The 13,119-nt window shown below is 42.2% G+C and carries 9 protein-coding genes; 3 read left to right on the top strand and 6 right to left on the bottom strand.

All coding sequences use genetic code 11. The features are described 5' to 3' along the window. Nucleotides 1-468: 468 nt before the first annotated feature. Both EO92_RS03540 and EO92_RS03535 read right to left on the bottom strand, forming a co-directional pair. On the bottom strand, nucleotides 469-936 hold the full coding sequence (locus tag EO92_RS03540) for a DUF3795 domain-containing protein (RefSeq protein ID WP_048169337.1): 468 nt from the start codon (nucleotides 934-936) through the stop codon (nucleotides 469-471). 443 nt (nucleotides 937-1,379) lie between these two features. Continuing rightward, a complete protein-coding gene (locus EO92_RS03535; protein ID WP_048169335.1) occupies nucleotides 1,380-1,964 on the bottom strand; it encodes a M23 family metallopeptidase in 585 nt (194 codons plus the stop codon). A 693-nt stretch (nucleotides 1,965-2,657) separates the two neighbouring features. Between EO92_RS03535 and EO92_RS03530 the strand changes: the two genes are divergently transcribed. Beyond that, a complete protein-coding gene (locus tag EO92_RS03530) occupies nucleotides 2,658-3,008 on the top strand; it encodes a DUF2173 family protein (RefSeq protein ID WP_048169333.1) in 351 nt (116 codons plus the stop codon). A 614-nt stretch (nucleotides 3,009-3,622) separates the two neighbouring features. On the opposite strand, the gene EO92_RS03525 is transcribed toward EO92_RS03530, so the two are convergent. Next, nucleotides 3,623-5,566 carry a histidine kinase dimerization/phosphoacceptor domain -containing protein gene (locus EO92_RS03525; protein WP_048169331.1) on the bottom strand — a complete coding sequence of 648 codons (1,944 nt, stop codon included), beginning with the start codon at nucleotides 5,564-5,566 and terminating at the stop codon, nucleotides 3,623-3,625. A gap of 402 nt (nucleotides 5,567-5,968) precedes the next feature. On the opposite strand from EO92_RS03525, the gene EO92_RS03520 reads away from it, so the two are divergent. Continuing rightward, nucleotides 5,969-6,181 (top strand): hypothetical protein, encoded by a 213-nt coding sequence (locus EO92_RS03520; RefSeq protein ID WP_048133254.1) that lies wholly within the window; start codon nucleotides 5,969-5,971, stop codon nucleotides 6,179-6,181. A gap of 226 nt (nucleotides 6,182-6,407) precedes the next feature. Here EO92_RS03520 and EO92_RS03515 read toward each other — a convergent pair whose 3' ends face one another. From EO92_RS03515 to EO92_RS17480, 3 genes are all read right to left on the bottom strand, one after another. Next, nucleotides 6,408-7,124 (bottom strand): endonuclease III domain-containing protein, encoded by a 717-nt coding sequence (locus EO92_RS03515; protein WP_048169374.1) that lies wholly within the window; start codon nucleotides 7,122-7,124, stop codon nucleotides 6,408-6,410. 89 nt (nucleotides 7,125-7,213) lie between these two features. Continuing rightward, the gene (locus EO92_RS16620) at nucleotides 7,214-10,999 is read right to left on the bottom strand and encodes a PAS domain S-box protein (RefSeq protein WP_052734257.1); all 3,786 of its coding nucleotides are present in this window, start codon (nucleotides 10,997-10,999) and stop codon (nucleotides 7,214-7,216) included. Between the two features lie 253 nt (nucleotides 11,000-11,252). Next, nucleotides 11,253-11,414, bottom strand: a complete 162-nt coding sequence (locus tag EO92_RS17480; RefSeq protein WP_156165718.1) for a hypothetical protein — start codon at nucleotides 11,412-11,414, stop codon at nucleotides 11,253-11,255. Nucleotides 11,415-11,769: 355 nt separating this feature from the next. On the opposite strand from EO92_RS17480, the gene EO92_RS03505 reads away from it, so the two are divergent. Next, a complete protein-coding gene (locus tag EO92_RS03505) occupies nucleotides 11,770-12,966 on the top strand; it encodes an Acg family FMN-binding oxidoreductase (RefSeq protein WP_052734256.1) in 1,197 nt (398 codons plus the stop codon). Nucleotides 12,967-13,119 lie beyond the last annotated feature (153 nt).

The raw sequence follows: 13,119 nt of genomic DNA, 5'->3' as shown, positions 1-13,119 counted from the left end.
CCTGCACAGGTATCGGGTCTGCTAACAGATGTATCTTTGGTCTATGTATCTTTGGTCTATAGTTTTGGTTTTTCCCTCAGGAGATTTGTGGTTTCGCTCCCGGTTTTAAGAACTTGAGCTTTTCCTTGATGCATGCGCATTTTCGTCCCGATCTATAATAAGCACGAAGGGAAACCTGTTCTCCCGTTCATATCGAAAAAGTCTGTGACAATTTTTTTTCCATCACCTTTATCTATGTAATTATCTTTGATTACAGGCAGTTTCTTGAATGCTTCGATTTTTACATCGCTTTGGGATATTTTATCATATCGGGATGTTTTCTCATATGGAATCACCATATCAATCCCACAAAAATATTTTTTTCAGAAACCAGGCTAATTCATCGGATGGAAGCAGCATGTAATCAAATTTGATTATGTTTTTTGCGGCTCATTTTATGTTCAAACTCTTCTTCAGACGCTTCTTCGGTCACATCTGTTGCCAGTTATAAATAGGCCTGCGGAGCTTGCTCCAGCCTTCAAAACCATTTTCCCGGATTTCTTTGAGGTTATGCATTACCGAAGCTTCACAGCGGGGTTTTAAGCACTCGAACTTCTCACATGCTTCAAAAGTCCCGCATTCCCAGCACCCCTCGTAGCCTTTTTCCTTACAGCACTGAATTATCTGGCAGGGCTCTTCACTGCACCCTCCTCCTGTTCGACAGCCTTCAGAGCAGGAGTGGCTTATAAGAGCTTCAAGCACTGTAAGAAACACATCATACTGCTGGAACTCCGAACCAAAAGGACTTTTTACGCTGGCGTAGCTTTGAAAGTCTATATTCTCAAGTGCCTCTTTCAGCTGCCCCGCAAGTTTACTGTGTTTATTCTGAAAGTGGATACAGTCAGCGCAGTAAAGCCCGCAATAAGCTGTGAGTTCTTTTTCTTCTCCTTCCCGCATACGGAAAAATCTGACGTCCTTTTATATAAATGGGGTAGTAAAGTTATCCAGCATGGGAATTTGTTTTTCGTTACAATGTTCAAACCAGGGTTAGTTCTTTCAATACCTTCTTAAATATGTCTATTGTGTGGTATGTTATTAATTATAATTATCAAAACGTACATTTTCTTATTATGTTAATATATTTATTTATTATTTTAACCTGTAGTATTGGTAGGCTTTTTAAGGTGAAAAGTATCAAAGACACATAGCACCAGATGAGAAAAATATTGGTTAACTTTTCAAAATAAATTCACATCAGTCGATATATATCAATGTTACTTCTCCTTCTCTCGGGGAATTATCTTCTTCTTAAAGTTTGCATGCCCGGACTATAAAAAAGGAAATGACATAAATGACTTAATCCGCCGCAAAAAACCGTGGCCACCAGCCTGATTTTTCATTCAGTTCCTTATTGATACCAGATATTCCGTAGGGTCTATGAGGTTTTCTGGTTTTTCTTCTGAAAACCAGTTCCCTCCAAGATAGTCTCTATTGGCGGTAATGGGTTTATCCTTCCAGAGTTCAAAATGCAGCATGCTGGGGTTTTTATTCTTTAATTTCCGGATATAAGACGGAGAGGATTCATTTATTTTCGCACAGTTGAGGACCATTCCCACGCGCCCTATCAACTGTCCGGAGCCTGCCTTATCTCCTTTTTTCACTGTGCACTCTGCAAGTTCCCCATACTTGCAAAACGTCCCTGATGTGTTTTTGATTATCACGTAATATGTCGGGTTCCAGTAAGGCAGGATCTCGGGGGAAGTCATAAGGTCGGTTTCCGAAACGACTCCTTCTTCAATTGAAAGGACCTCAGTATTTTCGGGGGCATAAAGGTCAACCCCGCAGTGGTATCGGTCTCCCCTGTCCTCCCAGAAAGAGCCGGCGTCTCTATTTTGCGGGATTCTTCCGGGAACTGTTTTTTTCAGAAATGTTTCTTCCGAAACCGTTTCTTCTGGGATTATCGGATTTAGAGGCCATTGTCTCATAAGATTCCAGTGTATGTCGGAAGTTAAAAAACTTTCTTTGATCTGTTAATTCGGAAAAGAAATAATGTCAGGTATCCTTGTTAATCCACTTTTATCTGATCCTTTTGTTCTCAATGGCCAATGGATGATGTTGACCTTTTCAAAAACAATGGATATAAAATGAAGGAAATATATCCTAACAGGCATCAGTAACAATTCTCTAACAGTTGTAGGTGAAAACATATTTTTTCACTTTATTTCAGCCTTTTTGATTTTTCTTCTAGCTGCCAGTGATCACTACAAAAACTCATCTTTTGTTCTCTATTTTTTTCTTTTCAAGTTTTGTCAAGGGAAGGCCAGCATGCGGTCGGTGAGTATCTCGGGATCTGAGAGAATCGGATTCAAAAACCGCCACGATTCACTAAAAAAACTCAAAGAGAGTAGATTTTCAGTAAATGGAAAATGTTTAATTTTTTAGTTTTAAATTTTCTTTTTTTAATTTGATATATTTATATATTATTATGCAAATATTTTTAGTCATCTATGCAAAAATCAGGCACGGAGGAACAATTATTTCACTGAACTAATTTTGTGCATGGACAAGGAGAAGAGCCTGTGGACCTGTGGACAGTGGCTCCAGAAAAGAAGCAGGTTCACCAATAAGGTTCACCGATTATACTGAAAATATATACTGAATTTAGTGGGGGTTAGTGTATGAACCAAAAAGAATGCAACCTATCGTTAGATGAGCTTCTGAAATTTGACGGTGTAGCAGCAGCCGGGATTTTCAGCCCGGAAGGAAAGCTTGTGGAGTATAAATCCAAAACCGAGATGCCCAAAGAGATGGCTGAGACGACTGCCAAATTTTGCGGAACCGTAAACATGATGTTCGATGCTCTGGCCAGTGCCTACACACAGCTCTACAAGATGAGCTGGATACCTCAGCACAACTGGATGTACAGCGGCGGCGATTGGACCGTTATGATCTCGGGGACAAGGGGAGTCTTCGTCGAGAGTTCCAAGGCAGATTTAAAACAGCTCCTCAAAGCCCTGGGGATGTGTTAATACTCTTTTAATAAGCCCGGCTAACCATCTATGGTTAGCCAATCATTTACGAAACAATACTCTTACGAAACAATACTTTTCGAATTCATTCGATTTGGAAGACCTTGTTGATACAGAGAAATCTCTCAAAAAGGGAAACTATAAAAATTAAAAAAATAAAACCAACTTTTAAATAAAAAATGTTATGTACCATAAGCCTAATTTAAATCTATGGGACAGATGGCAGAAGCTATTGTCTACATTTTATTCCTGATTTTCGCAGTATGGCTCGTAAAAGCATTTTTCAGCATAATTCCTGAGCTGTTAAATTTTCCATGAATTTTTGGTCATCACTGCTAAATAGCCGAGATTTTGATTCTCGATTTTTCCAGTGCCGTTGAAGATTTTGTTTTCATCTTCTCGAAGCCCACCGCCTCAAGCCGCACCCGGCGCCTGGCAGGAACAAAACAGGAGATTACATTTTGCTTATTTTGGAATAATCCCGGCTAATTGACTCCGGAGCACCTGGCATATGACCTGGGGTCTAAAATTTGAAAAAAGGCAGTTGAATTTAAAAAACAAATGTTAATGGTTTTTGGGACCCTCAAACTTTTTTCTGATCACTTTTTGTTTCTTCAGCCTGAATTTTCTTTGAATTTTATCCTGAATCCTGTTCCCACCCCTTTTTCTAGTTCAATACTCCCATTTATCTGTTCCACCAGGGCGTTTACAAGTTGAAGTCCCAGGGAGGGGGTATTCCTGAAATCGATATTTTCCGGCATGCCTACTCCATCATCCGAAACGGTCAGCGTAAACTGAGAGGTATCATCATTTTCTGTCCGGTGGAATTTGATCAGGATTTCTCCGTTTCTTCCCCTGGGAAAAGCGTGTTTTAAGGAGTTGGAAACAAGTTCACTGACAATGATCCCGAGGGGGATTGCCGTGTCCATTCCAAGGGATACGTTTTCAAGGTCCAGCTTTAAACGGATGTCCTCTGTCCCGATTTTATAAGACTGGATAAGTTCTTTTGCCAGTTTTCGGAGGTAGGCTGTAAAATCAAGGTTTTCAGAGTCTCCAGTTTTGTAGAGTTCCTCATGGATCAGGGACATTGATATGACCCGGTTCTGGCTGTCCTGAAAAGCCTCTTTAACTTTTTCATCACTGAAGTGTTCAGCTTGCAGGCTGAGCAGGGAGGAGATTACCTGCAGATTGTTTTTGATCCTGTGGTGGATCTCTTTTTTGCGAATTTGTTCGGTTTTTAAAAGTGCCTGCTCTGCTTTTTTGCGTTTGGTAATGTCGATCAATACACCTACAATCCCGATTACGTCCCCTGCGATATTACTGTATGTAGCTTTATGGGCTAAAAAATCCCTGAATATTCCGTCTTCGGCGCATCTTATCTGTATTTCATGAGGCAGGCTTCTTCCTTCTTTTAGTAGTATCCGGTCATAATATTTTGAGACCCGGATCATTTCTTCCGAAAACTCTTCCTTAAACTCATCTATTGAATGCCCTATGACTTTTTCTTTCGGAAGGCCCAGGATATAGCTGGCAAACATCTCATTGCAGCCCTGGTAAATGTAGTTCAGGTTCCTGTAAAAAATGGGGGCTGGTATCGCATCAAGAACTGTCTCCAGAAAAATAACGTTATTCTGAAGGGCTTTTTCCACCTGCTTGCGCCCTGCAATTTCCCGGGAAAGCTGCTCATTTGCTTTTGTAAGTTCGGAGGTCCTTTCTTCAATCAATTCTTCAAGCTGTGTCCGGTGCTGCTTCAGTTCCTCTTCTGCACTCATGCGTTTGATTACTTCTGCAATCATAAATGCCACCGAATTGAGGAAATAGGTGTCTTCTCCCGTGAACTTCCTTTTTTTAGTACTGTGGGCTCCCAGCACTCCAAAGGGGTTTTCACTGTTTTCTATGGCGACACTCATCCCACTGACCACACCATGTTCTTTCAAAAGTGGGGGGGCACTGAAACGCTTTTCCTCCCTGAGGTTTTCTACGATAACGGGGATTTTTGAATAAAGGGTGTATCCTGCCTGGGATTCCATTTTTCCCTCAATGACAGCTTTTCCCACAAGTCCGGGTTTCCACCCTACTCCGGCCCTGAGCAGGAAATTTCCATCGGGTAAAAGTTCCAGGATTTTACAGTATTCGAGTTTCAGGGTACTGGCAACCAGCTTTACACTTTCGTCCATGAAGGATTGAAGGCTTTCAGACGCAAGGGCTATCCTCCCTATCTTGTAAAGAACATCATGCTGTCTTTCCTTGATACGGAGTTTTTCTTCCAGTTCTTTCTGACCGCTTATATCAAATCCGTAAACGTTTACGTATTCTTCAGGCAAAGGGTGAAACGTGATCAGGTATACTTTTTTTCCCACTTTAACTTCCATTTTTTCCGGGCTATTCAGAGAAAGTACCCTCTGCACAAAATCTCCGATACAGGAAGGTAGTTTTTCTCCAACTCCCACACTCCATTTTTGCAGCAGGGATTCACCTGCGCTGTTTGAGTAAAGAACTGTCCCATTTTTATCCAGACGGAGCACAGGATTCGGGTTCGTTGATGGAAATTGGTCCATTTTTCTCCTTTTCCTTTCGGGATTTCCCTTCTTATGACCTTCAGCCCGAAAGCCGATACTTGCAAACCAGAAAATTCGCTACTTCGAAATAAACTATAATATTATAGTATACTTTAACTCTAATTAATTGTTTTCTCCGGGTATTTTATCTATGCTTTTTTATTTCACTGAGCACAAAAGTTATATAAGTTAACTGAGTAAATATTCGGTGCGAGTAATTTATATTAAAAGAAATATACTCAAATAGATACATTAAAAATATATAGATAACTATGCCATACATATATTACTGGGGTAATCTATTTATAGATACTCGGCAACTATACTATGTCGAAGAGAAAACCGAAACCAGACAAAAGTAAAAATAAAATATAAATTAAAATAAAAACAGGTGATATAAAAATGGAACAACTCAGAAACTTAATTATCGAGAACGTGGCAATGTTCAATAAGGCATTTCCGGACAGGTTCTGCCATAGCCCGGATGTAATCTCAGCGATCTCATACGACTATCAGTTCACTTACGGACAGGTAGAAAACGAGATTGAGAAGATGGTTCATGAAGGAGTTCTTGACGCAGAACTTTCCGATTGGGATGGAATAAAGCTCTTATAAGTACGGAATAAGGCGTTAAGAGGAATATTGCTTCTTTCCGATAAAGGGAAGAAATAAACTGAAAATCACAAAACACTGCACGACGACAAATTGGATTGAGTAAGAAGTATTTAACTGCAAAACAAATAATTTAAAACAAATACTTGCTAAGGATAAAGAAAATTATACAGATGGAATTTCAACTGAAATTTCGCCCGTAAATAACTTCTTTTCCCCAAAAACTCTTTTAGTTCCCGGCAAGTTCCAGAAGCGGACATTTCACAAAGTTTCTATTCTTCTGATAATATCTCTTGGCATGTTCCACCAGTAGGGCATGATACTCCTGATACACAACAAGGTCTTCCGGAAGATTTTCTTCAAAAAGGGCCTTTATTTCATCATACTTTGCCTTTTCTTCTACCAGAGCCAGGTTTGTTACTATTCTCCTTGTATATGCATCGACCACAAAAGAAGGCTGTTTGAAGGCGTAGAGCAGGATTGAATCGGCAGTTTCGGGCCCCACACCTTTTAAATAGAGGAGTTCTTCCCGGGTCGGGGTTCTATCGTTCAGATTTGAGAACCATCCGGCAAGGATTTTGAGGCGTTCAGCTTTCTGGTTGTAGTAACCTGCTGGTCTGATGGCTTCTTTTAAGGTCTCCAGGTCAAGGGAAATCATTTTTTCCGGGTCAAGGACATTTAGCCGTTTGAGGTTAAGGAGAGCCTTTTCAACCTGCTGCCAGCCTGTGTTCTGGGTAAGCAGTGCCCCACATATGATCTCAAACTGCTGGTTTCCCGTCTGCGGATAGCTGTAGTCCCCCGGATGATATCCCTGAACCGAGCCGGTTTTTGTGGGGTTTGTCCCGCCTTTGTCATGAAGCTCGATAAGGGGCCACCAGCCCTGCGGGCCGCAGGAATCAAGGAGATAGTCGTAAATTTTCAGGATAATCGGATTATGGATACTCATATTCTTAAAAATGGTTTTCTGATTTTTGTTCTCCATTTTTGGCACATCGGAATTAGAGATCAGGCTTAAATAATGCTACCCTTGAAGTATCAGTTTTCATTTTTGTGTATTATAGGCATGGTAAAAGTAAAAATGCTACCCTTCCCAACTTCGGATTCAACCCAAACTTCTCCGCCGTGCATCTCCACAAAGCGTTTAACAAGCGCAAGGCCAAGACCTGCTCCTTCCTGCTCTCTTGATTCGAATTTTTCAAGTTGCACGAAGGGCTGGAAAATACTTTGATGGGCTGCTTCCGGAATTCCAGGTCCAAAGTCTGCAACACTGATAAGCACCTTGTCTTCCGAAAACCTGGAGGATATATTAATAGTGCTCTCTTTGGGTGCAAACTTTAAGGAATTGCCCACCAGGTTATATAATATCTGCTTTAACCTGGTCTTATCGGCTCTCAGGGTAGGTGTTTTCGGGCTGATCTGGCACATTATACGGATGTTCTTCTGAGCCGAACGTGGTATCAGCATTGTCTTTATTTCCTCGACCACTTCCTGCAGGGATAAGTTCTCAAGGTTAAGCTCTGTCATTCCGGCTTCAACCTTTGAGAGATCGAGGATATCATTAATTAACCTTAAGAGGTGCTTTCCACTCTTTGAAATATTATTAACGTGCTTTAGCTGCTTTTCATTTAATGGGCCGAAGACCTGGCTGAGCAGCAGGTCTGAAAAACCGATTACGGCATTTAACGGGGTCCTCAGTTCGTGGCTCACAGTAGCTAAAAACTCACTTTTGGAACGGTTTGCGGTTTCTGCATTCAGCTTTGCCTCATTTAAAGCTGCTTCTGTTTTTTTCCTTTGAGTGATATCCACAAACGATCCCATTATCCCTATTTCGCGGCCATTTTTATCCCGGAGCAGGTTTGCCGAAAGATGGACATCAAAAAATGAGTTATTTTTCTTTCTGGCAACCAGATCTCCTTCTAACTTCTCTTCGGAAAACGTCTTCCAGAAAATTTCTGCTGTTTTGTCCTCTTTTTCCCAGAGGCATTTGCTGTTTTTTCTCAGCAACTCTTTCTTATTCCCATATCCCCACAATTTCATGAAAGAAGGGTTCACGTAAGTCAGGTTTCCGTTAAGGTCAGCAAAAGCTATGGCACTTATGGAGGATTCTATAGCAGTGTTCTTAATTTGCAGGTCTTCTTCGGCTTGCTTAAGCTCAGTTATATCCAGCATCACCCCGATAATTCCCACAACCTCCCCTAATACATCCCTGTATGCTGCCTTACTGAATACAAAATCTCGCTGCTCCCCATTTTTACATATAACCTTGCTTTCATAACACTTTGTTCCTCCGTATCTAAGCAGCTTAAGATCGCTTTTTTTATGAAAAGAAACCATCTTTTTTGAAAATGAGTCGGGGAGTTCTTCTATTGTGTGCCCGACGATCCTTTCTTTCGAGAGGCAGGCGACATTACTGGCGAAAAGTTCATTGCAGCCCTGATATTTCAGGTCCCTGCCTTTGTAAAAAACCGGAGCAGGGATTGTATCAAGCAGGATTTTTAAAAATTGGATCTTCTCCTCGAGGGCTTTTTCAGCCTGCTTGCGTTCGGTTATATCAAGGATGATACCCTGAAGATGGATCTCGCCTTTTCCGTCCCTCTGGATAAAAGTTCTTTCATCCACCCAGCGGACTTCTCCGGATTTGGTAAAGATCCGGTATTCAGAGGTATAGACGTCACAGCCAGCTTCCACATTTCTGGCAACGTCATCCCCCACTTTTTCACGGTCTTCCGGATAGACAATGTCCGTGTAGAAAATCTTTTTTGAGGTTGAGATTAAATCCTCTACTTCATACCCAAACCTTGTAATGTTTTCCGATACAAACTCTATTGGCCAGCCTTCCTCATACTTCCATAAAAAGACAATTACAGGGCTGTTGTTGATTATTTGTTCCATTTCTTCTTTTAACTTATTGGAGTGCTCAAGCTGCCTCGCATAGTCCATGAGGGCTTTTTCAGCCTGCTTGCGCTCGGTTATATCTCGAGAAACGCTAAGCAAAGCCGGGTTCCCTTCATATTCGATAATTCGGCTGTTTATTTCGAGAGGGATGACAGCCCCGTCCTGATGCATGTAATTTACTTCAAAAATAGCACTCCCTTTCAGGTATATCTCCTCAAGGTGCTCAAAATAAATCCTCTTTGATCTTACCAGGACTTCCGGGGTAATCTGCAGCATTTCATCCCGGCTGTAACCACTCTGCTCGCATGCTACCTGATTGACCTCAAAGAAACGGCCTTCAATATCATGAAGAGCAATTCCGTCACTGATATTTTCAAAAATAATCCGGAGTTTGTTTTCAGATTCTCTCAGGGCTTCTTCTGCTTGCTTGCGTTTGGTTATGTCCAGCATCACTCCAACAATCCCGGTGGATTTACCTGATATATCCCTATATACTGCCTTATTGAAGAGAAAATTCCGGAACTCTCCGTTTGCGCATAGGACCTCTTCCTCATAATACTGTGTCCTTCCATTTTCAAGCAACTTAAGGTCCTTTTCCCTGTAAATGGAAGCCAGGTTTTTCGGGATTTCCTGAGCAAACTCATCCACGGTGCGGCCGATAATCTTCTCTGCCGGGAGGCCCAGAATCGTGCTGGCAAAGAGCTCATTGCAGCCCTGGTACCTTCCGTCCCTGTCTTTGTAAGAAACAGGGGCAGGAATAGTATCAAGCAGAGTTTTCAAAAATTGTACCTGGTTTAGAAGAGCTTCTTCAGCCTTCTTGCACTTGGTCATGTCCAGGGCAACCATAAGTATGGCTTTCTTTTCCCCGTAATCGATAAGTTGCATTTTCAGTTCAACTTGAATGGGAGTCCCGTCCTTGCGAGTAACGGTAAGATCAAGGATTGCATGGTTCTCCGTCAGTGCCTCGAGACCTGTGGCTAACTTACCGGCAGATTCGGGAGCAACAATGTCATGAGGCTCCATTTTCAACATTTCGTCCCTGGAATAACCCAGAATCTCATATGTCATCTTGTTCATATCCAGAAAACAGCCATTGGGTTCTATGATAGCGATGCATTCGCTGGCATTTTCGAATATCGCTTTCAGCTGTTCCTGGGATTCTTTCAGGGCAAGTACCGCTTTTTTTTTCTCGTCTATATTTTCAATATGGGAGACACTATATAGAGGCCTGTTTTCGTGAGTTCTGATCATGAAGGTTGAAACCCTGGTCCAGATAGGGGTTCCTTCTTTTTTTATGTAGCGTTTTTCGATCTGATAGGCCCCTGCCGACTTATTTATAATTTCATTGAAATGACACAGGTCCAGTTCAAGATCATCGGGGTGAGTAAGGGATTGAAAATTCAGTTCCAGAAGTTCGGCTTCGGAATATCCTAAAATCCCACATAGTGTGGAATTTACCTTGATCCATTTGCCACCTATTCCCACAAGGGCTATGCCTATCGGGAACTGCTCGAATACCGGGCAATTGCATATTTCTGCTATTTTCAGAGTTTCATTGTTACTTTTGGGATGGTCCTGCTCCCTCACAAAAACACAGTATTTCAGCTGTTCCCCAACCTTCAACTTTTTGCAGCTGAAAATAGCTTTCTTAATCGTGTTTCTGTTTGTTACGATATTTGCTTTGAAGCTTTCATCCATGCCATGTTTTATCCGATTAAACAGGTTAACCTCAATTCCATTACTGTCCAGGACCGGAAGCTCACTGATCTGCTTTCCCATCAGATCTGTCCGGTCCCATCCGGTAGCACCAAAAAAAAGAGCGTTAATAAACTCAATTTTCCCCTCAGAATTGACTATGCAAGCCCCTTCAAGGAAACCATCAAGGAACGAAAAAATGAACTCCTGCGTGTCTCTAATGCAAATCACATCCGTTTTTAGAAAAAATGGCCTTCTATATTCCTGTACAAAACTTCAATCTCTATAAAAATATGTACATCATTTATATATATCTACGGATGTTTTTTCTAGTCGAATACCCGGTAGCTTGCCACAGGATGCGCCAGAACAACTTGATTTTTGAATTTCCCATAATCCGTCTGAATCAAAAAAAAGATAAATATTTTTCTCATCTGCCTTATGGGAGGCAGAGGAAAAATTGCTGAACCGCCTTCAAAAAAGATTAATTGCTTTCAGAAGCAGGCTTGCATCGATCAATAACGGTGCTTATACCTTGTTTTGATGGTTGCCCTTCATTCTGCACAATTAAAGCCAGCAGCAGTACGTAGAGGATAATTGTAGTAATCGCATTCGTAACCTGCTTAAATAATTTTATACTATCCATTTTTCCCTCCTGATGAACAAAGACTTTCATATTTTTTTGATATATACAGGTTCCCGCAGTATTATATCTTATTTTTTTAAAAATAAATAGTGCATACCTGGTGACCTTTCCTTTGTTTCTTTGTACTTAGGTTCGGGAGATCTTTTCTTAAACAAGCTCCTATGGGTAGAAGCCATACGTTTAAGATCGAGAACGTAAAAAATGATAAGAAGGAACAAAACTCGAAATGAAGCAATTCCATAGGTAGGTAGTTGCCCAAAGAGGAGATTGAAAAAAATATGGCATATCATGAGCTGGCATCTTATGATTCGAAGTTTATCGATTTTAATGAAAACTCCAATTCGGGGGTAAAATTTTGGCTTTGATCACCAGACATAAGGTTGTAATTGTAGTTTTAGGGATTCTCGTAATCGGCATTTTTTCACTGGTTATGGTAGACGGAGCCTTTCTTCCGAAGAAATATCTTGAGCCCTGGTCGGGGACCTATCACACGCAGTTCGAAGACCCGAGGGTTCAGGTCCTGGCCCACGGGATGCTTGCCCCGAATTCCCATAACCTGCAGTCCTGGAGGGTGGTCCTTGAGGGAAATGACAGCTTTCTCCTGTACGTCGATTCGGACAGGCTCAGCCCCAAAGCCGATCCACCGGGCAGGCAGGTGACAATTAGCCAGGGGACCTTCCTTGAATACGTGAGGATTGCCGGAGAAGAGCTTGGGTATGAAACTGGCATGCAGATTTTCCCCGAAGGGGAATACGGGCCTGATGGGACGGCAGCAAATCTGGGAAGTAAACCTGTTGCCAGGGTGGCCCTGCAAAAGTTAAGGGAAAATGAAACCGGCGCAGGGACTGAAAATTCGCCTCTCTATGATGCGATGTTCGTTCCGGACACATACAGAGTTCCTTATAAAGAAACAAAACTTCAGGCAGAAGATGTGGAGAAACTCGAAGCCCTGAGCACGGAAAATGTCACAATAGTCATCTTCCAGGCTCCTGAGGACCTTGAAAAACTCGGGGACATTGCTTTCAGGGCGGCTGAGGTCGAGGCGGGGCTTGACCGTATCCAGGTTGAAGGCTCCGAACTTTTCAGGCCCAACGAATGGCAGAAGAACGAGTTTCGCTACGGTTTTACCATGGAAGGCCAGGGGCTTTCGCCCCTCAAAGTTCATGTACTCCAGGGCCTCGTATCCCTTTTTCCCTCAATGAACAGCCCTGAAGCCTCAAGGGATTCTTTCCTCAGCCAGACCGAATCTGCCGTGGAAAACACTCCCGCATATGCCCTGATAATCACAAAAGGCAACAGCTGCACGGCCCAGGTTGAATCCGGTATCCTCTACAGTCGCTTCCTGTTAACAGCCGCAGACATGGGATATGCCATGCAGCCCCTGAGCCAGGCTACTGAAGAGTATCCGGAAATGGCTGAACTATATAAGGAGATTCATGAAGAATACGCCGGGGAAAACGAAACAATCCAGATGCTTATAAGGATGGGGGTGCCGGAAAAAGAGGTCCCTCCGACGATGCGGCTTGATGTGATGGATATCATCGAAGTATAAAGAGCTACATAAGGCTTTGAAGTGCTCCAAAGTTTTTTTGGCGCTCTGTAGTGATCCCTGCAGAGCCCTTTTCCCCTTTTGTTTTATTTCAGTCGAATACTCCGTAGCTTGCCACTGGGTGCGCCAGAACAACTTGATTTTTGAATTTCCCAT

Origin of the sequence: Methanosarcina sp. 2.H.A.1B.4 (assembly GCF_000979385.1) — an archaeon.
Classification (GTDB): domain Archaea; phylum Halobacteriota; class Methanosarcinia; order Methanosarcinales; family Methanosarcinaceae; genus Methanosarcina.
This window is presented reverse-complemented; position numbering and strand designations above follow the sequence as displayed.

Bases quoted from the DNA above. Each gene is read 5' to 3' on its own strand.
- EO92_RS03530 (WP_048169333.1), top strand. From the start codon at position 2,658: ATGAACCAAAAAGAATGCAACCTATCGTTAGATGAGCTTCTGAAATTT.
- EO92_RS03535 (WP_048169335.1), bottom strand. From the start codon at position 1,964: ATGAGACAATGGCCTCTAAATCCGATAATCCCAGAAGAAACGGTTTCG.
- EO92_RS03540 (WP_048169337.1), bottom strand. From the start codon at position 936: ATGCGGGAAGGAGAAGAAAAAGAACTCACAGCTTATTGCGGGCTTTAC.
- EO92_RS03515 (WP_048169374.1), bottom strand. From the start codon at position 7,124: ATGAGTATCCATAATCCGATTATCCTGAAAATTTACGACTATCTCCTT.
- EO92_RS17480 (WP_156165718.1), bottom strand. From the start codon at position 11,414: ATGGATAGTATAAAATTATTTAAGCAGGTTACGAATGCGATTACTACA.
- EO92_RS03525 (WP_048169331.1), bottom strand. From the start codon at position 5,566: ATGGACCAATTTCCATCAACGAACCCGAATCCTGTGCTCCGTCTGGAT.
- EO92_RS03520 (WP_048133254.1), top strand. From the start codon at position 5,969: ATGGAACAACTCAGAAACTTAATTATCGAGAACGTGGCAATGTTCAAT.